The organism is Leclercia sp. UBA2479, from assembly GCF_002341985.1.
GTDB classification, from domain to species: domain Bacteria; phylum Pseudomonadota; class Gammaproteobacteria; order Enterobacterales; family Enterobacteriaceae; genus Enterobacter; species Enterobacter pneumoniae.
In genome coordinates this window covers 196,725-223,110 of the sequence record NZ_DDPB01000013.1, presented here as the reverse complement: position 1 = coordinate 223,110, position 26,386 = coordinate 196,725, and the positions used below count along the sequence as shown (strand labels likewise).

18 protein-coding genes are annotated in these 26,386 nt (G+C 59.9%); 8 read left to right on the top strand and 10 right to left on the bottom strand.

Annotated elements, in window-relative coordinates; translation table 11 throughout:
• Nucleotides 1-2: 2 nt before the first annotated feature.
• The 5 genes from B3B59_RS18920 to fepD form a co-directional block, all read right to left on the bottom strand.
• Entirely contained in the window at nucleotides 3-9,062 is a 9,060-nt protein-coding gene (locus B3B59_RS18920; protein ID WP_286809722.1) for a hemagglutinin repeat-containing protein, read from the bottom strand.
• A 27-nt stretch (nucleotides 9,063-9,089) separates the two neighbouring features.
• Nucleotides 9,090-10,763, bottom strand: coding sequence for a ShlB/FhaC/HecB family hemolysin secretion/activation protein (locus B3B59_RS18915; RefSeq protein ID WP_414671913.1), 1,674 nt, complete (start codon nucleotides 10,761-10,763; stop codon nucleotides 9,090-9,092).
• Between the two features lie 141 nt (nucleotides 10,764-10,904).
• Nucleotides 10,905-11,705: an iron-enterobactin ABC transporter ATP-binding protein gene (gene fepC, locus B3B59_RS18910; protein WP_046884332.1), complete on the bottom strand. Its 801-nt coding sequence runs from the start codon at nucleotides 11,703-11,705 to the stop codon at nucleotides 10,905-10,907.
• Complete coding sequence (fepG, locus tag B3B59_RS18905) at nucleotides 11,702-12,694, bottom strand: iron-enterobactin ABC transporter permease (protein ID WP_040076622.1); 993 nt, start codon at nucleotides 12,692-12,694, stop codon at nucleotides 11,702-11,704. The genes fepC and fepG overlap by 4 nt, the downstream gene beginning before the upstream one ends.
• Nucleotides 12,691-13,695, bottom strand: a complete 1,005-nt coding sequence (gene fepD / locus B3B59_RS18900) for a Fe(3+)-siderophore ABC transporter permease (protein ID WP_046884330.1) — start codon at nucleotides 13,693-13,695, stop codon at nucleotides 12,691-12,693. The genes fepG and fepD overlap by 4 nt, the downstream gene beginning before the upstream one ends.
• Nucleotides 13,696-13,807: 112 nt before the next feature.
• Between fepD and entS the strand changes: the two genes are divergently transcribed.
• Nucleotides 13,808-15,049 (top strand): enterobactin transporter EntS, encoded by a 1,242-nt coding sequence (gene entS, locus B3B59_RS18895; protein WP_046884329.1) that lies wholly within the window; start codon nucleotides 13,808-13,810, stop codon nucleotides 15,047-15,049.
• Here entS and fepB read toward each other — a convergent pair.
• Entirely contained in the window at nucleotides 15,046-16,005 is a 960-nt protein-coding gene (gene fepB, locus B3B59_RS18890; RefSeq protein WP_046884328.1) for a Fe2+-enterobactin ABC transporter substrate-binding protein, read from the bottom strand. The two genes, entS and fepB, sit on opposite strands and share 4 nt — an antisense overlap.
• Nucleotides 16,006-16,191: 186 nt before the next feature.
• Between fepB and entC the strand changes: the two genes are divergently transcribed.
• The 7 genes from entC to B3B59_RS18855 all read left to right on the top strand — a co-directional run bounded on the left by entC (nucleotide 16,192) and on the right by B3B59_RS18855 (nucleotide 23,558).
• Nucleotides 16,192-17,367: an isochorismate synthase EntC gene (gene entC / locus B3B59_RS18885; RefSeq protein WP_207293193.1), complete on the top strand. Its 1,176-nt coding sequence runs from the start codon at nucleotides 16,192-16,194 to the stop codon at nucleotides 17,365-17,367.
• A 9-nt stretch (nucleotides 17,368-17,376) separates the two neighbouring features.
• Complete coding sequence (gene entE, locus B3B59_RS18880; protein ID WP_286809720.1) at nucleotides 17,377-18,987, top strand: (2,3-dihydroxybenzoyl)adenylate synthase EntE; 1,611 nt, start codon at nucleotides 17,377-17,379, stop codon at nucleotides 18,985-18,987.
• Between the two features lie 10 nt (nucleotides 18,988-18,997).
• Nucleotides 18,998-19,852 carry an isochorismatase gene (locus B3B59_RS18875; RefSeq protein WP_286809719.1) on the top strand — a complete coding sequence of 285 codons (855 nt, stop codon included), beginning with the start codon at nucleotides 18,998-19,000 and terminating at the stop codon, nucleotides 19,850-19,852.
• A complete protein-coding gene (gene entA, locus B3B59_RS18870) occupies nucleotides 19,852-20,607 on the top strand; it encodes a 2,3-dihydro-2,3-dihydroxybenzoate dehydrogenase EntA (RefSeq protein WP_286809718.1) in 756 nt (251 codons plus the stop codon). Before B3B59_RS18875 ends, entA begins: the two co-directional genes overlap by 1 nt.
• Nucleotides 20,608-21,021 (top strand): proofreading thioesterase EntH, encoded by a 414-nt coding sequence (entH, locus tag B3B59_RS18865; protein WP_286809717.1) that lies wholly within the window; start codon nucleotides 20,608-20,610, stop codon nucleotides 21,019-21,021.
• 180 nt (nucleotides 21,022-21,201) lie between these two features.
• Entirely contained in the window at nucleotides 21,202-23,307 is a 2,106-nt protein-coding gene (gene cstA / locus B3B59_RS18860; RefSeq protein WP_046884322.1) for a pyruvate/proton symporter CstA, read from the top strand.
• A gap of 53 nt (nucleotides 23,308-23,360) precedes the next feature.
• Nucleotides 23,361-23,558 (top strand): YbdD/YjiX family protein, encoded by a 198-nt coding sequence (locus B3B59_RS18855; RefSeq protein WP_286809716.1) that lies wholly within the window; start codon nucleotides 23,361-23,363, stop codon nucleotides 23,556-23,558.
• Here B3B59_RS18855 and B3B59_RS18850 read toward each other — a convergent pair.
• The 4 genes from B3B59_RS18850 to B3B59_RS18835 all read right to left on the bottom strand — a co-directional run bounded on the left by B3B59_RS18850 (nucleotide 23,555) and on the right by B3B59_RS18835 (nucleotide 26,309).
• Entirely contained in the window at nucleotides 23,555-23,959 is a 405-nt protein-coding gene (locus B3B59_RS18850; protein ID WP_286809714.1) for a helix-turn-helix domain-containing protein, read from the bottom strand. The two genes, B3B59_RS18855 and B3B59_RS18850, sit on opposite strands and share 4 nt — an antisense overlap.
• Entirely contained in the window at nucleotides 23,940-24,236 is a 297-nt protein-coding gene (locus B3B59_RS18845) for a type II toxin-antitoxin system RelE family toxin (protein WP_046884320.1), read from the bottom strand. Before B3B59_RS18845 ends, B3B59_RS18850 begins: the two co-directional genes overlap by 20 nt.
• A 183-nt stretch (nucleotides 24,237-24,419) precedes the next feature.
• Nucleotides 24,420-25,163: an SDR family NAD(P)-dependent oxidoreductase gene (locus B3B59_RS18840; RefSeq protein WP_046884319.1), complete on the bottom strand. Its 744-nt coding sequence runs from the start codon at nucleotides 25,161-25,163 to the stop codon at nucleotides 24,420-24,422.
• A gap of 57 nt (nucleotides 25,164-25,220) precedes the next feature.
• Complete coding sequence (locus B3B59_RS18835; protein WP_046884318.1) at nucleotides 25,221-26,309, bottom strand: oxidoreductase; 1,089 nt, start codon at nucleotides 26,307-26,309, stop codon at nucleotides 25,221-25,223.
• Nucleotides 26,310-26,386 lie beyond the last annotated feature (77 nt).

Genomic DNA, 26,386 nt, shown 5'->3' with positions numbered 1-26,386 from the left:
CCCTACCTATTCAACTGTTTCAATATGGTTTCAAATGTTTTTTCATTGCCTTCAAATGGTATTACCTGCTTAACTGCTTTTCCTGGCCCCTTTCCTTGGGAGTAATCCCATATATTAATATGTGTTCCCTTTTCAGGATCGTAGTCAACACGCCAACCAACTTTACCATCACTAGATTGACGTCCAATTACTTTTCCATTTCCTGCACTAACTTCTAATCGTCCAACAACAGGTTTAGAATTAGCCCCCAAATTACCTACAATATTTAATGCCTTATTGCGTGCATTTTCCCAACTTTTTTCAGTTTTGAGAATCGTTTCAATTCGATTTGTTGCACTGGGAACTTTTTTACCTGGCAGAAGTACCGATGCAGCCAGCGCCCCAAAATTCTCCGCTGCAAGCTGATTACCCTCCAGAGCCTGGTTTGCCATCTCACCAATAGCTGACCAGGTTTCAGTTTTCATCAGGTTTCTTATGGTATCTGCAACACCCTGATGCTTACCGTCCAAATCGCTGAGAGCTTTATTACAGTAGCTATCACCAATCGCACAGGCTGTGAGTGCCATTGCGCCATCAGCAGCATAATCAGCGGAACCTAATGCCACATCTCCAGTATCAGCAAGGGCATTGATGATAGCGTTGGTCGTTGCAGATAACGGGCCTTCGCCCATCTTGTCCCTGACCTGCGCTTTCCACCATTCCTTGCTTTCTTTCAGTGACTCGCGGCCCTTATCCCCGGCCATCGAGTTATTCTCAACCTCCACCCGCGCCGTGTTCGCCCCCACGGCAGCCAGCGATACATCCCCGCCGCCCGCAGCATACCCTACACCGGCCCCGGCGAGGGTGACAAGGTTACTCACCAGGCTTTTCTCATCCGCGGTCAGCTGGCTGACATCCTTGCCGTACAGCGCGCTGACCAGCCGTTCGGAGAGCAGGGAAGCCGTCACTGCCCCTGCGGCTCCGGCCTTCATGCCGTCAGCGCCGCTGCCGCCTGCAAGCTGGGTCAGGGCGGCCGCCACGATGCCGTGCAGTGCTGCGCGGGCGGCATCGTTTTCAACGTTTTTCACCAGCGAGGCGAGCAGGGGAGCCGCTCCCGCCGCGGCCCCGGCCTGCATATTGCCGCCGAGCGCGCCGGCCAGCAGACCTGCCGCCGCACCGCCCTTCGTCCAGAAGGCGCTCCCCGGACCGTAGTCGGTGCTGTTGTACTCCGGCTGGCTGCGGATAACCGCCTCCCGCTGGGCGGCAGTCAGGCCATCAAGCTTCCCTTCCGATGCCAGCTTCGCTTCCAGTGCGGCATTGGACTCTGCCGCCTGCTTCTGGGCGTATTTGCTGTAGGCATCCAGTACCGTGGTACCCAGGGCTGCGGCTTCGCTCTGTACTGCAAGGTCGTCCTTCACCTTCTGAATATCCCCGCGGATATCCACGCCGTCGTGCGTGTTCTCCGTATCCCGGCTGAGCCCGGCAATGTCCTGCGTCTGGCCTTCCGGGTTGCGCAGGATAATCTCCCCGTCGCTGATGGCGGAGCGGGTGGTGCCGCTGTCTTCGCTGCCCGCATGCCCCGTACCGATAGCCGGGGCTACGTTGAGCTGCATGCCGTCGTTGCCGCCGAACAGCTTACCGCTGCCCGAGAGGGCCACGCTGTAGCTGTCACCGGAAGTGGTGCTTCTGTTTTCAATATCACGCCAGCCGAGGGTGCCGGTATCGAGCCGGTTTTTACCGGCGGCGGTGGAGCTGATCACGGCCCCGTCCAGCTGGGTGTGGTTGCCGGTGGTGATATCAAAGCCGCCGCTGCCCGCGCGGATGGCGCTCTGGTTTGCCACGCTCTGGCCTTCGTGGGTGATGTTGTCGCCGGACAGACTGACGCTGGCCGTCGAGGCGCCATAGCAGATGGGCGGAATGCACAGACTGAGCCCGACCCCGGAGGCGCTGTTTTTGCTGTCCAGGGTAACGCTGTCCTGCACGCTGCTGACCGTCAGGTCGCGACCGGTGTTTATCTCCACGCGGTTGCCGGAAAGCTCCGCGCCGCGCAGGGTGGTGTCGCGCCCGCTGGTCACGCTCAGCAGCTCGTCGGCGCGGATAAGGCTGTTGCTGTTGAAGGCAGAACTGCCATTCTCGCGGCCGCTCTGCTGCGAGGCCCCGAGCTCAATGCTGAAGCCGTTCTGGCCGCCAATCAGGCTGAAACCGACGCCAATACCTACCTGGTTCCCCTGGCTGCGGCTCGACCGGGTGAGGGTGTCCTGAGAGGCCGTCATCAGAATATCGCGACCGGCGTCCAGGGTGACGCGGCGGCCGTCGATCTGCACCCCTTCGCCGACGATATCGTTGCGGGCGCGGATGTTGACCTCTTCACCGGCCCGCAGGGTGGTGCCCTGCGTATCGGCGCTGTGATACTCGCTCTGCTGCGAGGAGGAGCCGGCGGTGAGAGAGACCTTCGCTTTCACCACCGAGCTGTCCGTCATGGCACCCTGGACGGCAGTGGCGCCCGCCTGTCCGGCGCGAATGGCCGTCAGGCGTGGGTCATCGCCGTTCTCCGCGCTGCGGGCGGCGTTCTCGGCGCTTTTCGCCGCATCCACCGCCCAGCCGCCCGCGGAGGCGGTGACGCCGTACTGCGTCTGGCTGCTGCGGGATGCGCCGTCGCGGGTATCGCGACTCACGTCCAGCAGGACATTCTCGCCGGTGAGGGTGACTGATTTGCCGGCCGCCACGTCCGTACCGGATAGGGCGATATCTTTTCCGGCCTGAACGATGACATTACCCTCGGTGCTGTTGAGTTGGCTGCGCAGGCCGCTCTCGAGGCTGCTCGCCTCATGGGTGCGGTAACTGTCCCGTCCATAGCCCACGGTGCCGCCGTAGCCATCGCTACCCAGTGTGCCGACGGTTTTACTGCTGCCGCTGGCATCGTGGCGGGCGGTATCCTGCCCGGCGGTGATCCGTACATCGCCCTGGATGGACGAGAGCATCAGATCGTCCGTGGCGCTGAGGCGGCTGCCGCTCACGTCGATACTCCCTTCGCGGCTGTTAAGGTAGATATCGCGGCCCTCAATCAGCGAGGCGTTCTGCGTGATGCTCGCACCGCTGGTTTTACCCTCAGACTGGCTCATGCCGCCAGGCAATATCCGGTTGCCATGCTGGCCGCCACCGCCGGTAGCACGCACCGTGCTGCCCATGCTGATGTCATCAGTAACCATCCACCCGCTCTGGCTATTGCGGGTGTTGTACGCTTCGCGATCGGTCGAGGTCGTGATACGGATATCGCGGTGGGCATCCAGAATGACCGATTCCCCTGCCTGTAGCTGGCTGCCCGCAATCACCAGATCGTTGCCCGTGGCGTTCATCTGGATATTGCCCGCCGCGTTCAGCTTGCTGCCGCTGCTGAACTCACCCTCGTAGTGCGACTCCTGAGTGGATTTACTGCTGCCGAACGAGGTCGTCACCATATTGCCCGGCCCGTCGAGGCCCAGCGCCGCGCCTTCTGCGGCGAGAGCCTTCACGCGGTCGACGGTGCTGTTACCCCCTTTGCTGGACAGCGCATCGCGCACGTTGCGCACCGAATCCTCGAACGGGGCCTTCACGCTGACGGTGAGGCCGCTGCTGCGGGTCTCCTGTTTCATCGACTCCGTGAGGGTGTCGCGGCCAGGCAGCACCGCAATGTCGCGACCGGTAATATCGATATGACCCGTTGCGCGGGTAGTATCGCCTTCGGCGCGGCCCGCAACGACATCGGCGGCGCTTAGCGTCACCTGCTCCCCGGCGCGGATAATCACGTTGCCGCCGGAGGTGCCCACCAGGCTGCGGGCATCGCTCTGGGTGGTTTCCGTACCCTGACGGGTGATTTTCGTTGACTGGGAACCCACGGTAACTCCCATGCCCGATCCGCTGCCGAAGACGCCTGATTTCCTGGTCTTCTCCATGTGGTAATCGGCGCGGGTATGGGTTGCGGCTTCAATGGTGACGTCGTGGCCTGCCTGCAGGGCGATATCTCCCTCGCCAGCAACCGACGACCCGTGGATCAGCAGGTCGTTACCCGCCTGCACCGTCACGTTATCGCCGCTTAACAGGCTGCCCTGCGCGGTGGTCTGCCAAATTTCGTCATGGGTAACGGTGGTTTTCTTCGACAGCATCCCGCTGGTGCTCTGACGGCTGTGCTCCTCGAGGTGAGAAGACGATTCTCCGCTGGTCAGCGTCACGTTGTTTCCCGCCGCAACGATAAGATCATCCTTCGCCGTCACGCTGGCGGCCCGGGCGTTAAAGTCGTGCCCGGCCTGCAATACGACATCGCCGCCGCCGTTAATCTGGCTACCCACATCTGAGGACTGCTCCAGCAGACGGCTGTTGCCTTTGCCCCAGTTGCCATACTCGGTGCGTGCCGTGCTCACCGTGTCGAGGGTCAGATCGTTGCCTGCGGCAATTCGCGTGCGGCTGTCGGCCCCGGCGCTGCTCACCTGGCTGCCGGTGAGGGTAATATTATTCAACGCCTGCAGGCTCAGGTCGCCGCTGTCACTCTGTACAAAAATAGCGGCCGGGCGGTCGACCCAGCGGTTGGCCGCATCGCCCTGAGTGGTCGTGACGCTGTTAATGTCGCGCCCGGCCATCAGGCTCAGGCTGTCGTTACCCTTTAGGGTACCGCCCAGGTTATTGATATCCGTGCGTGCTTCCAGAGCGACGTTTCGCCCGCCGATAAACCCGGTGTTGGTCAGGCTCTCTGCGGTTATCTGCGTAACATCCCGGCCGCTAATGCGCCCGCTGTTGGTGAGATCCTGTTTCAGATCCAGCACAATTTCGTTACCGGTCAGCAGGGCGCCGCTGGCATCAAGGTCGCCGGGTTTTACCTTCGCATACACTTGTGGCACCAACACCCGCTGCGTGGTGCCGTCTTTCAGAGGGATCTCCTGCTGCACCAGCCAGACGATGTCGCTGGTCAAATGAGCCATCTGTTCTGCGGTGAGCGCCACGCCCGGTACCAGGTGGTATTGATGACCAAATGCCACGCCAGCGTCCATCAGCGCACGGAACTGCTCTTCATCGTTACTGAAACCCTGCAGATAGCGGTTGCCGGTAAGCTGAATAATCTGCTCGCGAATCAGACGCTGCTCATAAAACCCGTCGCCCAGCCGTTTGAGCATGTTGTTACCGTCGAGTTTGAACTGCCGCTGCATATAGTCGCTGCCGAGCCAGGTTCTCCGGTCCGTGAAGCGCGGATCGGTCTCAATCAGATAAGGGACATCTGTGTTCAGGTGTAGCCGGAACAGGCTGTTGTCTGGCAGACGGAGATCCGGGGGCGTGATGCGAATAACGCTGTTCTCACCGCTGCCGATCTCCATGATCTGGCCGGGCAGGGCGGGTGATGCCGTACCGGCGCGCGCGGTCCCGGTGGTCATACCCTCGGTGTTGCGGCTGGCAATCGTAGCGCCGCTCCCGCTGTTCTGGGTATGGCTCTGCCAGGCCATCTGTTTGAGGTCGATGGTTTGGGTGACTGGGGCGGGTGCGTAATCGCTATATTTTTTGCCCTGTGAGGTTTTGGTGCCGCCAAATCTGCGTTTTTTCTTTTTGGCATACCAGCGGATCTGGGTACCGATGTCAGTGGTTATCCGTACCCCCGTGGTCGCCAGATTATTCAGTTCGCCGATGATGCCGCCCAGCAGACCGCCTGCCACAATCTGGCTGTCCTGGTTATTGACCTGGCGGCTGTTAAAGTGGATGTTACCGCCCGCGATAATCTTGCCGGGATCGGTTTCGGTGACCTGGGTCTCTTTCACCTCCCGTTTGTACTTATACTCATAAAACTCACGCCCTTTGGTGCCGTCCGGCATCGTCGCCTGATGTACATCCCACTTATCCTTATCACCGATAAAGACATCCGCCCGGTCGAAGCGGTTTGTTGAGCCTTTCAGCGCGACTTCGTGGTGGTCGGAGTTTTCGACGACGACCACTTTGGTTTTCATTCCGGCGTTAGTGTTATTGATGGTGGCGACGCCAAAGAACATATTCCCCGCCGCTTCTATTGTCGCCCCGGTGTTGTTTAGCGTCTGCGCCTGCCCCTGCGCTTCATATTGCGCATTAAGGTTGCCGCCCATAGCCATATCCCCGGCGCTGTAGATCAGGGCGTGACCCTTGTTATTAATCGTCCCGGCGGCGATATCAAGCCATTCACGAGCGGCAATGACTGGTGCCACCCCTTTTTTGGCCTCGTTATTGATGGTTGCGGCGGCCAGCGCGAGATGGTCGCCGTAGATACGGCCAGTGCCGTAGTTATTGAGGGTAGCGGCGGTGAGGTGCGTCAGGCCGCCGTCCAGCAGGCCGCGGTTGGTCAGTGTGCCTTCAATCAGCAGATGGTTTTCCCCGGCGCTGATCCCGGCGTTCACCTTGTTGGTGAGATTTTTCGCCGTTATCGTCAGGACTTTTCCGGCTTTGATCAGATTTTCGTTGGTCAGCCCCTTCGCCAGGGTAAAGGTGACATTGCCGTTGGCGATGATCTCCCCGGTGTTCACAAAGGCTTTTTGCAGATTAAGCTGCAGCGCATCCTGCGAGAGCAGTTTGCCATCGCCGCTGGCAGAAGCGGCATTGACCTTCAGTTCGCGGCCTGCAATCAGCGTGCCGTCGGTGTTGGTGAGGGCGAGCGTTTTTCCGCCCCAGACATCCAGCTCCCCGGCGGACGAGAGCAGGCCGCGGGTATTATCCAGTAGAGTGAGCGTGTTGACGATCAGGGTGTCATTACTGCGTATTGCGCCGTCGCTATTGTCCAGCACCGGTGCGTTAAGGATGACCGCATCGCCCTCGATGCCCCTGTTCTCGCGGGCAGTATTGCGGTTAAGCAGGCTCCGGGCGCTCAGCGTGGTGGTTTTGCCGCTGCGGATCAGCCCGGCGCTGTTATCCAGCTGTGTCCCGACGGCAAGCGTCATATCCCCGGCGGACTGGATCTGTCCGCTCTGGTTACCCAGCTCGCTGCTCTCTAGCCGCATCTCCCCGCCCGCGGCCAGTATTCCCTGCTGATTATTCAGCGGACTGGCCTGCGTGGTCAGCGTCATTGCGTCGCCCGCCACAATGTGCCCGCTCTGGTTATCGAGCGCACCGCTTTGCAGCACCAGATTCTGCCCGGCGCTAATCCGCCCTTGATTGTTATTCAGCCTCTGAGCTCGGGTCTCCAGCGTCAGGTTGTTGCCCGCCTGGATCAGCCCCTGGCGGTTGACCAGCGCGTCCGTTGTCAGACTGAGATGTGATTCGCTGTAAAGCGTGCCGTGGGTGTTGTCCAGGGCGAGGCCTTTAATCAGGCTGTCGCCTGCGGAGGCCATGTATCCGCTGCGGTTGTCCAGCGTGCCGCCGCTGAGGGTGAAGGTCCCGAAGCTCAGCAGGCCGCCGTTTTCGCCGCTGTCGCGATTGCTTAGCGCGCCGCCATGCAGATCGATATTCAGGGCGCTGCCCGCCTGAACTAAACCGGCATCGTTGTTCAACCCCCCGCTGTGTAGCATCATCTCCCGGCTGGCGGTGAGAATGCCCTGCTGGTTATTGATGCTGCGGGTCGCTGTATCGATAGCGAGCGCGTTGGCCTGGATGCGACCTTGCTGGTTGTCGAGCGAGGCGCCGGTAAGGGTCAGTTTTTCTCCGGCGTTGGCGATGATCCCACCGCGGTTATCAATCCCGTCCTGATGGGCCAGCGTCAGGGCCGCCTCACCACGTTGTTGCAGCACGCCTTCGCGGTTCGACAGCTGGCGGGCGGTGATGTCCAGCGTGTCGGCGGTAATGTTACCGCCGTCATTATCCAGTTTCCCCCCCGTGCGCACCGTCACTGTCCGGGCTTCCGTGCTGGCTTGTGCCGTGCGGATGTTACCCTGAGTTGCCGTCAGTTCGATCTGCCCAGCGCGGCTCTGACTGGCGCTAAAATTGAGGTCTGCTCCGCGGGCCGATATCTTTCCGGCGGCCTGATTTTGCCCGCTTACCTTCAGCGTACCTTCGCTGGTGAGCGTCAGGTTGCCCGTTGCGTTTGCGCTACCGTCGGGTTTTATCCCGGCTGCCAGCACGCCGCTGCTCTGGATGCCGCTGCGGGAGGAGAGGTGGATGGTCTCCTGCGCCTGAATCTGGCCGCTGTTGGTGAGGGTACCGTCCGCATTCACCACCACATCGCCCGCCGAGGCGCCAATCACGCCGGCGTTACGCACGCCAAGGCCGCGCTCGGTTCCGCGCAGATGAATTTTACTGGCGTACATGCCGCCAAGCTGCGCCACGTCGAGCGTAAATTGTGGCCGCGAGCTCTCATCCCCGTTTTTCGCCGTCACGGCCTGATGCGCGGCATCCACGATATTGCGCCCGGCGCTCACCTTCAGCTCTTTTGCCCAGAGACCGGCATTCACTTTTACCGCGCGGGCAATCAGGTCAGTGCTGTCGGCGCGGGTGCTGTCCATCCCGCGCCCCTCGATAACAATCTCGCCGCGCTGCACGTCATAGCCGCTGATTTTCCCGTCGCTCATCTGTACCTGGCCGGTGGTCAGTGTCGTGCGGTTGGCGTTGATAAACCCGCAGCCATCGCAGGTAATCCCTGCCGGGTTAGCGATCACTACCTGTGCTTTTTTACCCGCCACTTCGATGATGCCGTTGAGTTTGCTGGGGTCGCGAGAACTGACCTCGTTAAGAATGACCTTCGCTTCCCCCCGCGCCAGCCAGGGGTTGGCGGCTACCATGCCGGCCAGCTCACTTTGCGTATTACGGGCAGCGTTATTCAGGATCACCCCTTTCTTGTCCACATCGAAACGGGAGAAGCTGTTGCGAGAGACACCGGCGTTGGACGGCGTCTGGATATTGACCTGCGGGGTACCATTCGCGCTACTGATGATGGTCGGCCGCTGGTTTTTAGCCGCTGAGCCGTTGGCGATAATATCGGCCTGCACGGTCTGCACCGCACCCAGCGCCAGCCACAGGCTGAAGCTTAACGCACTCACTTTACCGATCAGGCGGCTCAGCGTATGACCCGTACCGGACGCCCGGGTGCCGATCGCCCGGGCGATCTCCGGCACCACCATGAGCATTCCACGCGCCTGGTTGAAAACAATGCGATACAGATTCTTATTCATGGTCTATTCCTTTAAGCGCGAAAGCGATCACCAGTCCCAGTTGAGGTTAAAGCCGAAGGTGGCGTGGCTTGAGGAGAAGCCGTCTGGCTTCGAAAGGGGTGTGCCGGCGAAGAGGTCATAGTTGACCCGGAGTGCGCTGCCGCGCAGGCCAACCACGCCGCCCGCCAGGTGATGACCCAGCAGATACTCTGAGCCGACGCCGCTAACCTCGCCGTAATCCACACCGAGATAGAGCTCCTGTGCGGACAGTGGCGTACGCCAGGCAAGATCGTTACGCACATACCATCCTTCGCTGGCATTGAGCGTGAGCTCACCATCGAATCCGCGTACCGACCAGCGGTTGCCAATAGCAAACTGATCCTGCGGCGTAAGTGGGGTGTTACTCATCTGGCGCAGGTACTGCAGGGTGTAGCGAAAGTTTTGTGAGCCGAGTGCAAAGGGCAGATCCAGCCCGGCGTTTATTTGCAGGATTTTGCTGAGTGCGGTGGCATAGCCGGGATACTCTTCCGGTGCGCGCTGCGCGCCAAACCAGCGGGTACCGCGCTGATAGCTGATGCCTGCATCCAGCGTCGCGGGGCCGATATAGTGGCGATGCTGTAATCCGGCCTTCCACGCGGCGGTTTGACGGCGCTGGACATCAATTTCGGTGTCATCGATAAAGTTGCGACTTTCCCGCGCTGAGACGTGATAGCTGAACGTGGTTTTCTGGCTGCCGCTGCGGTGCAGTACCCGGCTGAGTTGCAGATCGAGATTTTTGCTCTTTCCGCTGTAGCGGTAATCCCCGTTGAGGCCGGGGCTGGTCTGGTAATAGTCGTAATCGCTGGCGGTGATGCCCGCCAGCCAGTAGCCAAAGGGCACCGAATAGTGGGCCGTGTAGTTTGTGGTGCCTTTGCCATCTTTGCCGTTCAGATCGTGGCTGGCCGAGAGGTACATCAGGTCGCTTAAGGAAAAGGGATTATCCAGCGACAACGTGATACCAGCCTGATAGCGCCCGGTGGCGTTGCTGCCCGAGTCATCCAGCGACAGTCCCACGCGCCACGGCTTCTGCTGGTGGCGCGTAATGAGGATGTCGCTCTCACCAGGCTTATTACCGGGCAAAATCTCCATGCTGGCTTCCACCGTGGGCAGCCGCTGTAAATTCTCCAGCCCCTGCTCGATATCGCGCAGATCCAGCAGGTTGCCCTCACGGGCAGGGAAGGCGCTGTAAAGCTGGATATAATTGCTGCTTTCCGGCGTTAGGGTGACGTGACGGATATCGCCAGGCACCACCCTGAGCGCCAGTGTACCCTGACGTAAATCCTGAGCAGGCGCCAGCACTCGGGTGGTGATCCAGCCGTGATCAACCAGCCGATTTTGTAGGGCGCTCATCAACCTATTCACCCCTTTACCGCCGAGGCACTTCCCTTGCGCCTGATTCGCAATGCGCTGCAGCGGCAGCCAGTGGGGCAGGGCCTCTTGCCCGCTGAGCGTGACGCGCGCAATGGGGAAGCAGGGGGTTTCCGTGGGAAAAATAAGCTGGCTGGAACGATCGTCGCTACCGGAGAGGCGCACGTCCGGAGTGGGTGGGGTGAGCTGTTGTTCAAGCGCCTTCTGACGCTGTTGCTGGATGATAAACTGATTGTCAGACTCAGCGGCAAAGAGCGGCTGGCCGAGCGTAAGGCAGGCAAACGCCGCACATATCCCTTGTAGCGCACGAGGCATCATAAGCATTCCATGCTGTGATTGAAAAAGAAGCAGTCAGGTCAGGAATGTTAATGTTTTTGCCGGGCAGATAAAGGGGCGTAATTCTTAAAAAGCAGTTAAATCTGAAAGATAGGGCGGGTGAGTACGAAAACGGACGGCCTAAGCCGCCCCTTTTCCTAATGGAACCACCAGCGGCGTCCCGGCCACCGGATCGTCAATAATCATGCAGCGCATGCCGTAGATCTGTTCGATCAGATCCGGCGTTACGATCGCTTTTGGTGCGCCTTCCGCCACGATCTTCCCGTCGCGCAGGGCAATCAGGTGGGTGGCATAGCGGCAAGCCTGATTAAGATCGTGTAATACCGCCGCCAGCGTATAGCCCTGAGTGCGGTTCAGCTCACTCAGCAGCTCCAGCAGATCAATTTGATGGCTGATATCGAGCCAGGTGGTCGGTTCGTCCAGCAGCATGATGGCGGTCTCTTGCGCCAGCACCATGGCGATCCACGCCCGCTGTCGTTGTCCACCAGAAAGGGTATCCACGCTTTGAGCGGCCAGATCGGTGATGCCCGTGGCCTGCATTGCGCGGGTTACCGCGGCCTCATCCTCTTTACGCCAGCGGGTAAACAGCGGCTGATGCGGGTAACGCCCGCGCGCCACCAGCTCCTGCACAGTGATATCTCCCGGGGTGGTGGCGTTCTGCGCCAGCAGACCAATACGGCGAGCCACCTCTTTGCTGGCGTAGCGCTGGATCTGCTCGCCGTCGAGATACACACTTCCGGCCAGCGGCGTCATCAGGCGGCTCAGGGTGCGCAGCAGGGTCGATTTCCCGCAGCCGTTGGGGCCAATGATCGCCGTAAAGTGCCCGTCGGGAATGGAGACATTCAGATCCTGCGCCACGGTTTTTTTGCCATAGCCAAGGGTAAGATTTTCGCCGCGCAAGCGGGTGGGTATTGTGCTCATTTCTTGCGTGACTCCTGAACAAGCAAGACGATGAGATAGATACCGCCAAGACTGACGGTAACTACCCCGACCGGAAGTTGATAAGGCATAAACAGCTGCTGGGCACAGAGATCGGCTGCCAGAAGCAGCAGCGAACCGCAAAGCGCGGCCTGGGTTAAGCCCCAGCGCGCGGTGCCGCTCAGACGGCGGGCAATATGCGGTGCGACCAGCGCAATAAATGAAATCGGCCCGGCGATGGCGGTGGCGGCTGCCGTCAGCACCACCGCCACCAGCATCAGCATTAAGCGCGAACGCTCCACGCCCACGCCCAGGGCACAGGCGCTGTCATCGCCCATCTCCAGCAATCGCATTCGCTTCACCAGCAGCCAGGCACACAGCAGCATCAGGCCGATAATGGGGGTGGCAGGCAAGGTTTTCGCCCACGTCAGGCCATTTAGCGACCCCGCGTTCCACAGCCCGGCGGAGAGGGAGGTTTCCAGCGAGGCACGCAGCAAAAGCCAGGTATTGAAAGCCATCAGCATAGCCCGAACGCCAATGCCGATAATAATAAGACGGAAGGTTTCGATCCCGTTACGCCATGCCAGGGTCCAGACCACCAGCGAGGTCAGGATCCCGCCCAGCATCGCCGCCAGGGCTATCGCCGTCAGATGCTGACCAAAGAGTACCATGGCCACCAGCACGCCGCTCCAGGCCCCGGTGTTGAAGCCCATCACATCCGGGCTGCCTAATGGGTTACGCAGTAACGACTGGAATATGGCGCCGCTGACGCCAAGAGCTGCGCCCACCAGTATCGCCATCATCACGCGCGGCAGGCGCCACTCGGTGACCACCAGGGTGACGTTGCGCGGCGCGCTGCCAAGCAGGGCATCGATGACCTGATGTATATCGAGGGTAACGGCGCCGCTGCACAGGCTCCAGAGGGCCACCAGCAGACTGGCGGCGACCAGCAGAAAACAGCTCAGCAGTAAACGTGGTGACGGGGTGTTCACAGGCCACCTCCGCGTTTACGTCGTACCAGGAAAATAAGCACCGGCGCGCCGATAAAGGCGCTGACCACCGAGACCCGCAGCTCGCCCGGCACCAGCAGACGGCCAATAACGTCGGCATACAGCAGCAGGGCAGGGGTGGCAAGCAGCGTGACCGGCAACGACCAACGGTGATCGGCCCCCACCAGCCAGCGCGCCATGTGCGGCATCATCAGGCCAATAAAGGCAATGGGGCCAACGACCGCCGTCGCGCTGCCGCACAGGACGGTGATGGCCAGCAGGCCAATAAGCTGAGTGCGTGCCACCCGACTGCCCAGCGCGGTGGCCGTGTCTGCGCCCAGGCTAAGACTGTTCAGGGCCCGGCTTAACATCAGTGCCACCACGGCGGCGATGACCACCGGTAACGTCACCACTTTAAGCGTCTGCAGCGTGCGGATGTCCAGCGAGCCCGCCTGCCAGAAACGCAGCTGATCCCACACGTCCGGATTGAGCAGGGCGATGCCGTTGGATAAGCCTTCCAGCACGGCGCCCAGCGCCACCCCCGCCAGGGTTAAGCGCACCGGGCTGAGCTGCCCGCCCCCCTGACTGCCGGTAAAGGCCACCAGCAACGAGGCCGCCAGCGCGCCGCAAAAGGCCATCATCAGTTGTTCTACGGGGGAGGAGAATCCAAACAGCGCGGCGCCCAGCACGATGGCAAAACTGGCCCCGGAATTCACCCCCAGGATGCCGGGGTCGGCCAGCGGATTACGGGTCAGGGTCTGCATGAGGGCACCGGCCAGCCCCAGCGCCGCACCGGCCAGCAGGCCAGCAAGGGTACGGGGCAGGCGGGCATCCAGCACAATAGTACAGTCCGCGCTTTGACAGGTGCCGGACAGGGCATCGACAATCACGGCGGCGGGCAAAGGTTTTGCGCCAACCAGCAGGCTGAGTGCAGCGGCAAGAATTAACAGGAGCAACAAACCGGGCACGGCAAGGGCACGCCCGGTAGAAGGTGAAAACGACATAGCAACGTCCATGACTTGATAATGATAGTAATTATCGTTATCTATCTTATTTGGCTATGTTAGCATGTGCGGCCATGGAATTGGTAAAAAAAGAAACCATTAAGGCGTTGTAATGACCCAAAAATCCTGGCTGCTCAACCTCAGCCTGCTGAAGACTCACCCGGCGTATCGCGCCGTCTTTATCGCCCGCTTTATCTCTATTTTGTCCCTTGGCCTGCTGGGCGTCGCCGTGCCGGTACAGATCCAGGCTATGACGCACTCCAGCTGGCTGGTAGGGCTCTCGGTCACGCTGACCGGCGGGGCGATGTTTATCGGCCTGATGGTGGGCGGGGTACTGGCCGACCGCTTTGAGCGAAAAAAACTGATTCTGCTGGCGCGGGGAACCTGCGGCGTCGGCTTCGTCGGGCTGTGTCTGAACGCGCTGCTGCCGGAGCCGTCGTTGATTGCCATCTATGCGCTCGGACTCTGGGACGGCTTCTTTGCCTCTTTAGGAGTGACGGCGCTGCTGGCAGCAACGCCAGCGCTGGTGGGGCGTGAAAACCTGATGCAGGCGGGGGCGATCACCATGCTCACCGTGCGTCTGGGCTCCGTGATTTCGCCGATGGTGGGCGGCTTGTTGCTGGCTACCGGTAACGTGGCCTGGAACTACGGCCTGGCGGCGGCAGGCACCTTTATCACTACGCTGACCTTACTGCGTTTGCCGCTGCTCCCGCCGCCCCCTCAGCAGCGTGAGCATCCGCTGAAATCCCTGCTGGCGGCGATTCGCTTCCTCTTTACCAATCCGCTGATTGGCGGCATTGCCCTGCTGGGCGGGCTGCTGACCATGGCCAGCGCAGTGCGCGTGCTCTATCCGGCGCTGGCGGGTGAGTGGCAGATGAGTGCCTCGCAGATTGGCCTGCTCTATGCGGCGATCCCCCTCGGCGCGGCGATTGGCGCGCTCACCAGCGGCAACCTGGCCCAGAGTGCGCGCCCGGGGTTAATCATGCTGGTGGCGACTTTCGTGTCGTTTATTGCCATCGCGCTCTTTAGCCTGATGCCTGTCTGGGCGCTGGGTGTGGTCTGCCTGGCGCTGTTTGGCTGGCTGAGTGCGGTGAGCTCTCTGCTGCAATACACGCTGATTCAGACCCAGACGCCGGAAAATATGCTCGGACGGATTAACGGCCTGTGGACGGCGCAGAACGTGACCGGCGATGCCATCGGCGCGGCTATTCTGGGCGGCCTGGGCGCAATCATGACGCCGGTGGCCTCAGCCAGCAGCAGTGGATGTGTGCTGGCGATAGTGGGGGCGATCTTACTGGTAGGACTGGTGAAGCTGCGCCGGTTCAGAAACGAACCGGCCGCCTCTCAGGCTTAATGAAACAGCGACTGCAATCGGGTTAACACCCGCATCGCACTGTAGTAATCCAGGCGGAAGGTCTCCGTTCCCAGCGCCCAGACGCGTTTGTTCTGCACCGCGGGCAGGTGGGCCAGTAGCGGGTTGGCATAAATCGCGTCGACGTCTTTTTGATCCCCGGCGAACAGGAACAGCCCTTCGCCGTTCAGACCCGTCGCCAGATTTTCACCACCCAGTTGAATAATGTCATGGCGTTTACCCTGGCTTTGGGAGGTGGATAGCCCGGCGGGCAGCGTGGCCAGGCTAAAGCCCAGCTGTTGCAACAGTTGCCCCTGCGCAGAATCGGCAGTCCAGAGGTTCGCGCTGTGTGCCGCCGCAGTGTAGACCAGCGCATTTACCGGCTGCGGTGGCAGTTTCATCTGCTGCTTAACCTGGGCCAGCTGTTTATCGAACTCATGGATACGCTCCGCAGCCTGCTTTTCCTGACCGGTGATCGTGCCCAACTGCGTCAGCAGCGTCTGCCAGCTTTTATCGTCGTAATTGATCACAAGCGTAGGCGCAATGGCCGACAGCTGATCGTAAAGGGCCAGGGCCGAGTCGCCGCCGGTGGCGCTGATCAGAATCAGATCGGGCATCTGGGCAGCCACCGCTTCGGCGCTCGCCTCACCAATATAGAGACGCGAGAGTTTGCGCTGTTTGGCAATGTCACCCCACTGGCGCAAAAAGCCCTGGTCGTCTGCCACGCGGTTGTTCGGCGTGGTCGCCCCGCTGGCCACCACCGGCGCGTCGATTGCCAGCAGAGAGCCGGTAAGGGTCACGCTGGTCGAGACGATGCGCGTGGGTTTGCTTTCAAGGGTGTGCGTGCCGTGGCTGTCGGTCACCTGACGGGGCCAGTCGGCGGCGGTGGCTGAGGTTACTCCTAAAACGAAAATGGCGCCCAGGAGCAGGGCATGACGGCAAACGGCGGGGAATTTCACAAAGCGGCATCCTGTATTTGCTGAGGTTAATGCTTCTCATTTTCATGAAAGCGTCACGGGGATGCAAGCGATAGTCGCACAAGATGCGCTGTCTGCGGTTGACACCCTTGCGATGAGCGATTAGGTTAGCCACCAAAATATAAATGATAATAATTCTTACTGCTTTTATCATTTCAGGAGGATGATATGGATACGTCATTGGCCGAGGAAGTCCAACAGAACCCGGCCACGCTGCAATCAGACAGTTTCTTCTTTATGTCGCCTTATCGCAGCTTTACCACGTCCGGCTGTTTTGCCCGCTTCAACGAACCCGCTGAAAATGGCGAACATCTCTCGAGCGCTTTCCAGCAAAAACTGGCGCAGGCCTTTGCGCAGGCGAAAGCCAGCGGCATCGCGAACCCCATCATGGTAGGCGCGATCCCCTTTGATACCCGTAAACCCTCTTCACTGTTTATTCCGCAACGCTGGCAGAGCTTTGCCCGTCCGGCACGTCAGCAGGCTGCGCGCTATGCCAGCCCAACGCAGACGCTGACCGTCGCCCAGCGCAGCGAGATCCCCGGCCAGCCGGTGTTCGAAGAGATGGTTGCCCGTGCCGCCGCGCTGACCGCGACGCCTCGTGTCAACAAGGTGGTGCTGTCGCGACTGATTGATATCGTCACCGAGGAGCAGATCGACAGCGGCGCGCTGCTGGAGCGTCTGATTGCGCAGAACCCGGCGAGCTTTAACTTCCACGTCCCCCTGGAAGATGGCGGCGTACTGTTGGGTGCCAGCCCAGAACTGTTACTGCGCAAAGAGGGCAGCCACTTCAGCTCCCTGCCGCTGGCGGGATCGGCGCGTCGTCAGCCCGATGACATGCTCGACCGTGAAGCGGGTAACAAGCTGCTGGCCTCTCAGAAAGACCGTCACGAGCACGAGCTGGTGACCCAGGCGATGAAAAGCGTCCTGGAAACCCGTAGCCATCAGCTGACCATGCCCGCCTCGCCGCAATTGATCACCACCCCGACGTTGTGGCACCTGGCAACACCGGTAGAGGGCGAGGCGCGTGCCGATGAAAACGCCCTGACGCTGGCCTGTTTACTGCACCCGACGCCGGCGCTGAGTGGCTTCCCGCATCTGGCCGCGAAAGCCCTGATTGCCGAACTGGAGCCCTTCGACCGCGAGCTATTTGGCGGCATTGTTGGCTGGTGCGACAGCGAAGGCAACGGCGAGTGGGTGGTCACTATCCGCTGCGCACGCCTGCAGGCGAACACCGTGCGACTGTTCGCCGGCGCGGGCATTGTGCCGGCTTCCTCTCCGGTCGGCGAATGGCGCGAAACCGGCGTCAAACTCTCCACCATGCTGAACGTTTTTGGTTTGCACTAAGGAATAATCATGACCATTCCCTTTACCCGTTGGCCTGAGGATTTTGCCCGGCGCTATCGCGAAAAAGGTTACTGGCAGGATCTGCCGCTGACTGACATTCTGACCCGTCACGCCAGCAGCGACGCGACGGCCATCATCGACGGTGACCGCCAGTACAGCTATCGCCAGTTCCACCAGGCGGTGAACAATCTGGCCGCTTCGCTACAGGCGCAGGGCATCAAGCGCGGTGAGACAGCGCTGGTACAACTGGGCAACGTGGCCGAGTTCTACATCACTTTCTTTGCGCTGCTGCAGTTGGGCGTGGCGCCGGTTAATGCGCTTTTCAGCCATCAGCGCAGCGAGCTTAATGCCTACGCCAGCCAGATCGAACCGGTGGTGCTGATTGCCGATCGCGGGCATGCCCTGTTTGCCGGCGATGATTTCCTTAACACCTTCGTCGATGAGCACCGTTCGGTGCGCGTGGTCATGCTGCGCGGTGATAACGGTGAACACGCGCTGGAGACGGCGATGACCCGCCAGGATCCTTACTTTATCGCCTCGCCGACCCCGGCCGATGAGGTGGCTTTCTTCCAGCTATCGGGCGGCAGTACCGGTACGCCGAAGCTGATCCCCCGCACCCATAACGACTACTACTACAGCATTCTGCGCAGCAACGAGATTTGCGCCATCACTGCCGACACACGCTATCTGAACGCGCTGCCTGCCGCCCATAACTTTGCGATGAGCTCGCCGGGTTCGCTGGGGGTGTTTATGGCGGGCGGTTGTGTCGCGCTGGCGCACGATCCCAGCGCCACCCACTGCTTCCCGCTGATTGCTCAGCATCAGCTGAACATGGCCTCGCTGGTGCCGCCGGCGGTTAGCCTGTGGTTACAGGCCATTGCCGATGGGGCAGATAAAAGCCAGCTGGCCTCTCTCACGCTGTTGCAGGTAGGCGGCGCACGGCTCTCTGCGACCCTCGCCGCACGCATTCCTGCTGAGATCGGCTGCCAGCTGCAGCAGGTATTTGGCATGGCGGAAGGGCTGGTGAATTACACCGCGCTCGACGACGCGCCGGAGAAGATCATGAATACCCAGGGCCGCCCAATGTGTCCGGACGACGAAGTCTGGGTGGCCGATGAAAACGGCAACCCGCTGCCGCGTGGGGAAGTGGGGCGCCTGATGACCCGCGGGCCCTATACCTTCCGTGGCTATTACAAAAGCCCGGAACACAACGCCAGCGCCTTCGATGCCAACGGTTTTTACTGTTCCGGCGACCTGATCGCAATCGACGAGCAGGGCTATATCACCGTTCAGGGGCGTGAGAAAGATCAGATCAACCGCGGCGGCGAAAAGATTGCCGCAGAAGAGATTGAGAACCTGCTGTTACGCCACGAGGCGGTGATCCATGCGGCACTGGTCAGCATGGAAGATAGCCTGCTGGGCGAGAAGAGCTGCGCGTATCTGGTGGTGAAACAGCCCCTGCGTGCCGTAGAGGTTCGCCGCTTCCTGCGTGAGCAGGGCGTCGCCGAATTTAAGCTGCCGGATCGCGTCGAAAGCGTGGATGCGCTGCCGCTGACGCCGGTGGGAAAAGTAGACAAGAAACAGTTGCGCCTGTGGCTGGCTGAACGCGCCCAGGGCTGAGGAACAGAAGATGGCCATTCCAAAATTAACCGCTTACGCGCTGCCGACCGTGGCAGATCTGCCTGATAACAAAGTGAACTGGGCGTTTGAACCCGAGCGCGCCGCGCTGCTGATCCATGATATGCAGGAGTATTTCCTCAATTTCTGGGGCGAAAACAGCGCGATGATGCAGCAGGTCGCGGCAAATATTGCTCGCCTTCGTGACTTCTGCAAAGCTCACAACATCCCGGTCTATTACACCGCCCAGCCGAAAGAGCAGAGCGATGAAGACCGCGCCCTGCTGAACGATATGTGGGGGCCGGGGCTGACCCGCTCCCCGGAGCAACAGCGCATTGTGGCCGGGCTGACGCCGGACGAAGCGGATACCGTGCTGGTCAAATGGCGTTACAGCGCCTTCCATCGCTCCCCGCTGGAGCAGATGTTGAAAGATACCGGCCGTAACCAACTGATCATTACCGGTGTCTATGCGCACATCGGCTGCATGACCACCGCCACCGACGCTTTCATGCGAGACATTAAGCCTTTCTTCGTCGCCGATGCGCTGGCTGACTTTACCCGTGACGAGCACCTGATGTCCCTGAAGTACGTGGCGGGTCGCTCCGGTCGCGTGGTGATGACCGATGAACTGCTGCCCTCTATTCCGGCATCAAAGGCAGCGCTGCGCGAAGTGATCCTGCCGCTGCTGGACGAATCCGACGAGCCGATGGATGACGAAAACCTGATCGATTACGGCCTCGATTCCGTACGCATGATGGCGCTGGCTGCCCGCTGGCGCAAAGTACACAGTGATATCGACTTCGTGATGCTGGCGAAAAATCCGACCCTCGATGCCTGGTGGGCGCTGCTCTCTCGCGAGGTGAAGTGATGGCCGGATTTGATTTTACCGGCAAAACCGTCTGGGTGACGGGGGCGGGTAAGGGGATTGGCTATGCGACGGCGCTGGCCTTCGTTGAGGCGGGGGCGAACGTAACCGGCTTTGACCTGGCGTTTCCGGCGCAGGATTACCCCTTTGCCACTGAAGTGCTGAACGTGGCGGATGCCGCCCAGGTGAGCACGATCTGTGCTCCCCTCCTTGCCGCTCAGGACCGCCTTGATGTGCTGGTCAACGCGGCCGGTATTCTGCGCATGGGGGCCACCGATGCCCTCACGCAAGAGGCGTGGCAAGAGACGTTCGCGGTGAACGTCGGTGGTGCGTTTAACCTGTTTCAGCAGACGATGGGCCAGTTTCGTCGTCAGCAGGGTGGGGCGATAGTCACCGTGGCTTCGGATGCGGCACATACCCCCCGTATCGGCATGAGCGCCTATGGCGCCTCGAAAGCGGCGTTAAAAAGCCTGGCGCTGACCGTCGGGCTGGAGCTGGCGAGCAGCGGCGTGCGGTGTAATCTGGTCTCACCGGGGTCAACGGACACCGATATGCAGCGCACCCTTTGGGTGAGCGATGATGCCGAGCAGCAGCGCATCCGCGGCTTTGGCGAGCAGTTTAAGCTGGGTATTCCGCTGGGCAAAATCGCCCGTCCGCAGGAGATTGCCAGCACCGTATTATTCCTGGCCTCCGATGCCGCCAGCCATATCACCCTGCAGGATATTGTGGTGGATGGCGGTTCAACCTTGGGGGCCTGAATGATCTGGAAACGTCACTTATCACTCGACGCGCTGAATGCCACCAGCCAGAACACGATGGTGGCCCACCTCGGCATCCTCTATACCCGCATCGGTGATGAGACGCTGGAAGCTGAAATGCCGGTAGATACCCGCACCCATCAACCCTTTGGTTTGCTGCACGGCGGGGCATCGGCTGCGCTGGCGGAGACGCTTGGCTCAATGGCCGGCTATCTGATGACCCGTGATGGGCAGAGCGTGGTGGGTACTGAGCTTAATGCCACGCATCACCGGGCAGTGGCGCAGGGCAAGGTGCGCGGCGTGTGCCAGCCGTTACATCTGGGGCGCACCAGCCAGAGCTGGGAGATTGTGGTCTATGACGAGCAGGGGCGGCGTTGCTGCACCTGTCGGCTAAGCATCATGGTGCTGGGATAATTGTTGCCCCCTTATCCTACGGGTGAGGGGGGCTGCTGCACCCGAAAGTGATCGGGTTAACAATGTGTTGTAAATACCTGGTTTTACCCCCCATTTCTACGTTTCAAAGTTGTTAAAAATGTCCCTGTGATCTAGAAACAAAATGTAACACCTCCTGTTTCACGCTAACGGACATCAACTATGAACAACTCAGGGAAATACCTCGTCTGGGCCATGCTCTCCGTAGTGGGAGCATTCGCGCTGGGCTACATCGCCCTCAACCGTGGTGAACAGATAAATGCGCTGTGGATTGTAGTTGCCTCAGTCTGTATCTATCTGATTGCTTATCGTTTTTATGGCAAGTTTATCGCCCGCAATGTGCTCTCAGTAGACAGCACGCGCATGACGCCTGCGGTGCGGCACAACGACGGTCTGGACTATGTGCCAACCGACAAAAAAGTGTTGTTTGGTCACCACTTTGCCGCTATCGCCGGGGCGGGGCCGCTGGTGGGGCCGGTACTGGCCGCACAGATGGGGTATTTACCTGGCATGATCTGGATCCTCGCCGGCGTGGTACTGGCCGGTGCGGTGCAGGATTTTATGGTGCTCTTCGTCTCCACCCGTCGCGACGGACGCTCGCTCGGTGAGCTGGTGAAAGAGGAGATGGGGGCCACCGCCGGGGTGATCGCGTTGATCGCCACCTTTATGATCATGGTGATCATTCTGGCGGTGCTGGCAATGATCGTGGTGAAAGCCTTAACCCACAGCCCGTGGGGAACGTACACCGTCGCCTTCACCATTCCGCTGGCGCTGTTTATGGGGATCTATATTCGCTATCTGCGTCCTGGACGTATTGGCGAAGTGTCGATCATCGGTCTGTTCTTCCTGGTGTTCGCCATTATCTCTGGCGGTTGGGTGGCGGAGAGCCCGACCTGGGCACCGTACTTTGACTTTACCGGCGTACAGCTGACCTGGATGCTGGTGGGCTACGGTTTCGTGGCGGCGGTACTGCCGGTGTGGCTGCTGCTGGCGCCGCGCGATTATCTCTCGACCTTCCTGAAAATCGGCACCATCGTTGGGCTGGCGATTGGCATTCTGATTATGCGCCCGACCCTGACCATGCCAGCGCTCACCAAGTTTATCGATGGCACCGGCCCGGTATGGACGGGTAACCTCTTCCCGTTCCTGTTTATCACTATCGCCTGCGGGGCGGTGTCGGGGTTCCATGCTCTGATCGCCTCCGGTACCACACCGAAGATGCTGGCCAATGAGAACCAGGCGTGCTTTATCGGTTACGGTGGGATGTTGATGGAGTCCTTCGTGGCGATTATGGCCCTGGTCTCTGCCTGCATTATCGATCCCGGCGTCTACTTCGCGATGAATAGCCCGATGGCGGTGCTGGCCCCGGCCGGTACGGCAGACGTGGTAGCCTCTGCGGCGCAGGTGGTGAGCGGCTGGGGCTTTGCGATCACGCCAGAAACCTTAACCCATATCGCTAATGAAGTAGGGGAGCAGTCCATCATCTCCCGCGCGGGCGGGGCACCGACCCTGGCGGTGGGGATGGCTTACATCCTGCACGGTGCGCTGGGTGGGCTGATGGATGTGTCGTTCTGGTATCACTTCGCCATTCTCTTTGAAGCGCTGTTTATTCTGACGGCGGTGGACGCGGGTACCCGTGCGGCACGCTTTATGCTTCAGGATCTGCTGGGGGTGATCTCACCCGGCCTGAAGCGCACCGATTCGCTGCCGGCGAACCTGCTGGCTACGGCGCTGTGCGTACTGGCGTGGGGCTACTTCCTGCATCAGGGGGTGGTGGATCCGCTCGGCGGCATTAACACGCTGTGGCCGCTGTTCGGTATCGCTAACCAGATGCTGGCGGGGATGGCGCTGATGCTTTGCGCAGTCGTCCTGTTTAAGATGAAACGTCAGCGTTACGCCTGGGTCGCGCTGGTGCCGACCGCCTGGCTGCTGATTTGTACCCTGACCGCCGGCTGGCAGAAAGCCTTCAGCCCGGATACGAAGATCGGTTTCCTGGCGATTGCCAATAAGTTCCAGGCAATGATCGACAGTGGTAATATTCCTGCTCAGTACACCCAGTCGCAGCTGTCACAGCTGGTGTTTAATAACCGTCTGGATGCCGGGCTGACCATCTTCTTTATGGTGGTCGTGGTCGTTCTGGCGTGGTTCTCTCTGAAGACCGCCCTGGCGGCGCTGAAGGTGGATACCCCAACGGCAAAAGAGACGCCGTATGAGCCGATGCCTGAAAACCTGGATGAGATCGTCACCCAGGCAAAAGGGGCGCATTAAACGAACCTCCCCCTCTCTCCGCCGGGGGGAGGGGTTAACAGAAGAGATATGGTATGTTCGACACCCTCTCCAAAGCAGGTAAATATTTAGGCCAGGCCGCCAAAATGATGATCGGCGTCCCGGACTACGACAACTACGTCGAGCATATGCGCGTCAATCATCCCGATCAGACGCCAATGAACTACGAGGCCTTTTTCCGCGATCGGCAGGATGCGCGCTACGGGGGCAAGGGCGGGGCGAAGTGCTGTTAACCCTCTTTCGGAAAGTAGAGGCTTATCTGCTCTTGTTTGCAGCCATAAATTGCGGCCAGTTTTTCGCGGGTGCGTTTTTGCGGGCGGGAATCAGGTGATTCAAGCTGTGAGACGGCAGACTGGCTGATGCCCAGTTTGTCGGCCACCTCCTGTTGGGATAACCCACGCAGAATACGCCAGGCGGCCTGCAGACTGACATTATAATTATCCATGATCTCACAGACCTCTCCGGGCAATCTGACCTCATCATAAATATCCCGCTCGTACTCAATATCTTCCAGATCGGCATCTGTCTCATCGTCGATCTCTGCAAGTTGTAAGCACATGCGAAAATACTCGTCATAAGGTATGACAACGTACTGGGCTTTTCCTTTATCGTCCCTAATCATTTGAACAGCCATAGAGCACACTCTCCTCGTGAAGATAAGTTGTCGTCGTTCGGCGCTTAACGGCGATGATAAAGCATTCGTTTTCAGGTTCATGCGCTAGCGTCAGTATGATGCGATAGTCGCCCACGCGTAGCCGGAAATGATTTTCCGAGGATGCCATTTTTCGCAGATCTGGCCGGGGAGCGGACCGATCTTTTAGCGCCGCAAGCTTTGCTTTTATGCGGATTTGAGTCTGATTATCCAGTTTCAATAACGCTTTTCTGGCTGCATGTGACCAGACAATCTTCATCCGTACCTCCACTGTACGCCCTCATAAAATATAAGGGAATAATTAGACTATTAGATAAATTCCGAATCCCTAATGGGGCACTGTAAGGTGAGGAAAGGAGCAGAAAAAGCGGCAAAAAGCGAAACGTCGAAGCGGCTCGCAAGCGCCTCTGTCGGGCGACAGAGGCTTACATCACTTGTGCGATCAGGCGTTCAACCCTCCATCCACGTCCAGACCCGTTCCGGAGATCTGCCCGGCGGCAGGGCTTGCCAGGAAGGTGACCGCGGCGGCGACATCCTCCGGTTGGCCATAGTGACCCAGCGCAATGAGCTGGCGCTGCGATGCGGCCTGCTCGCCATGCTCCGGGTTCATATCACTGTTTGTCGGGCCAGGATGGACAAGATTCACGGTGATGCCGCGTGGCCCTAAATCGCGCGCCAGCCCGCGGGTCAGGGAGTTGAGCGCAGATTTGGTCATTGAGTAGACGGCAATGCCCGGCTGGGCGACGCGGTTTGCCAGGCAACTGCCGATATTGATAATGCGACCGCCCTCAGACATATGGACAAGGGCTTCCTGGATGGCAATCACCACGCCGCGAATATTCACGTTGATCAGGGCGTCGATATCCGCCAGGGTCATCGATTCCAGCGGGCCGCCGCGCGCAATACCGGCATTGTTGACTAGGATATCCAGCCCACCAAGGGAACGTGCTGCCTGAGTAACGGCTTCCTGGATCGCCTGCGCGTTGGCGCTGTCGGCCTGAATTGCCTCGCTGTGCCGACCTAGCCCCTTGATCTCATCCGCCACGGCCTGCGCTTTCTCGGCGGATTTTTCGTATGTGATAATCACATCGGCGCCGGCGCGCGCCAGCGACAGTGCGATGGCACGACCCAATCCACGGCTGGCGCCGGTAACCAGCGCCTTTTTACCTGTTAAATCGATCTGCATGATGACCTCGTTGCGAGAGTGGTGATAGCCATCATTAGTTATAGTCAATCTGTGCAACTATCGGTGGAAGGATTCGACCTTCTCAAACGCCGCGCGCAGAACCGCAGGGGTTAGCGCTACCGACAGATAATGAATCGACTCTACCGGACGCAGGGTGTGGGCGATCACCTTGTCCAGCGCGGCGGTATCGTTGATATCGACGTCCAGCTCACGCAGCGTGGTAGGCAGATTGAAGCGCTGATAGGCCGCCACCAACTGTGCCAGAACATCATCCTGGCCGAGCAGGGCGCTCTGCACCAGAATACCGTAAGCCACTTTTGTGCCGTGCAGATATTTGTCTGTTTGCGGCAGCACGGTCAGCCCGTTATGCACCGCATGCGCTGCCGCGACGCGGGTATAGCGCTCGCCCAGGCCGCCCACCATCCCGCCACCCGCAATGATGGCATCAACCACATCGCGAAAACGTTGCGTCTGCTCACCGCGCGCCTGGTCCGCCAGCGCCTGTTCGCTGCTTTCCAGTAACACATCGCGGATCGCCAGGGCGCCGTTGATGCCCAGCCGCACGGTTAACGGCAGGGTTTCAGGCTGCGGGGCCAGCACCACCGCCTCGTACCATTTCGCCAGCGTGTCGCCGATGCCCGCCAGCAGATACTCCGCCGGGGCATGAAGGATAATGTCAGGCTCGACCAGCACCAGGAAGTTAGCGTCGTCGAAAATCTCAAAGTGCAGGGCGGAACCTGCGTCGTTGTACCAGACCGAGAGCGGCGTCCAGGCGGCACAGGTGGCGGCGATGGTGGGAATGGCAACCACCGGCAGACCCAGACGTCGTGCCACGGCTTTCACCGTATCCAGCAGCGCACCGCCGCCAATGCCAATCACCACGCTGCGATCGTCGCCGGACTGTTTCACAAGATCTGCAACGTCGCGCTCACTGCAGTGGCCTTTAAACAGAATCTGCTTTGCCCCCTCAGCGTTAAAACTCTCTGGCAAGAACGGGCGTGCGCCTTCGATGGCACGTTCGCCATAAATCCAGACCGCCCGGGAGAGCTGTTCTGGAGTGAAAAAGTCGTGCAGGCGTTGCAGGCTGCCGTTGTGAGAGAAGTAATTGGCCGGACCCGGAACGACGCGAATATCGGTGTTACTCATGTTGTTATCCTTTTTGCGAAATGCTAACCTGATGTTATGTCTGGACATCTGGATGGCTAATAATATTTTGCTTTATC

What these genes read in the sequence shown, in the direction of transcription:
- B3B59_RS18915 (WP_414671913.1), bottom strand. Translation starts at nt 10,763, where the DNA reads ATGCCTCGTGCGCTACAAGGGATATGTGCGGCGTTTGCCTGCCTTACG.
- B3B59_RS18835 (WP_046884318.1), bottom strand. Translation starts at nt 26,309, where the DNA reads ATGAGTAACACCGATATTCGCGTCGTTCCGGGTCCGGCCAATTACTTC.
- B3B59_RS18845 (WP_046884320.1), bottom strand. Translation starts at nt 24,236, where the DNA reads ATGAAGATTGTCTGGTCACATGCAGCCAGAAAAGCGTTATTGAAACTG.
- entC (WP_207293193.1), top strand. Translation starts at nt 16,192, where the DNA reads ATGGATACGTCATTGGCCGAGGAAGTCCAACAGAACCCGGCCACGCTG.
- entS (WP_046884329.1), top strand. Translation starts at nt 13,808, where the DNA reads ATGACCCAAAAATCCTGGCTGCTCAACCTCAGCCTGCTGAAGACTCAC.
- B3B59_RS18855 (WP_286809716.1), top strand. Translation starts at nt 23,361, where the DNA reads ATGTTCGACACCCTCTCCAAAGCAGGTAAATATTTAGGCCAGGCCGCC.
- fepD (WP_046884330.1), bottom strand. Translation starts at nt 13,695, where the DNA reads ATGTCGTTTTCACCTTCTACCGGGCGTGCCCTTGCCGTGCCCGGTTTG.
- entE (WP_286809720.1), top strand. Translation starts at nt 17,377, where the DNA reads ATGACCATTCCCTTTACCCGTTGGCCTGAGGATTTTGCCCGGCGCTAT.
- B3B59_RS18850 (WP_286809714.1), bottom strand. Translation starts at nt 23,959, where the DNA reads ATGGCTGTTCAAATGATTAGGGACGATAAAGGAAAAGCCCAGTACGTT.
- entH (WP_286809717.1), top strand. Translation starts at nt 20,608, where the DNA reads ATGATCTGGAAACGTCACTTATCACTCGACGCGCTGAATGCCACCAGC.
- fepC (WP_046884332.1), bottom strand. Translation starts at nt 11,705, where the DNA reads ATGAGCACAATACCCACCCGCTTGCGCGGCGAAAATCTTACCCTTGGC.
- B3B59_RS18920 (WP_286809722.1), bottom strand. Translation starts at nt 9,062, where the DNA reads ATGAATAAGAATCTGTATCGCATTGTTTTCAACCAGGCGCGTGGAATG.
- cstA (WP_046884322.1), top strand. Translation starts at nt 21,202, where the DNA reads ATGAACAACTCAGGGAAATACCTCGTCTGGGCCATGCTCTCCGTAGTG.
- B3B59_RS18840 (WP_046884319.1), bottom strand. Translation starts at nt 25,163, where the DNA reads ATGCAGATCGATTTAACAGGTAAAAAGGCGCTGGTTACCGGCGCCAGC.
- entA (WP_286809718.1), top strand. Translation starts at nt 19,852, where the DNA reads ATGGCCGGATTTGATTTTACCGGCAAAACCGTCTGGGTGACGGGGGCG.
- B3B59_RS18875 (WP_286809719.1), top strand. Translation starts at nt 18,998, where the DNA reads ATGGCCATTCCAAAATTAACCGCTTACGCGCTGCCGACCGTGGCAGAT.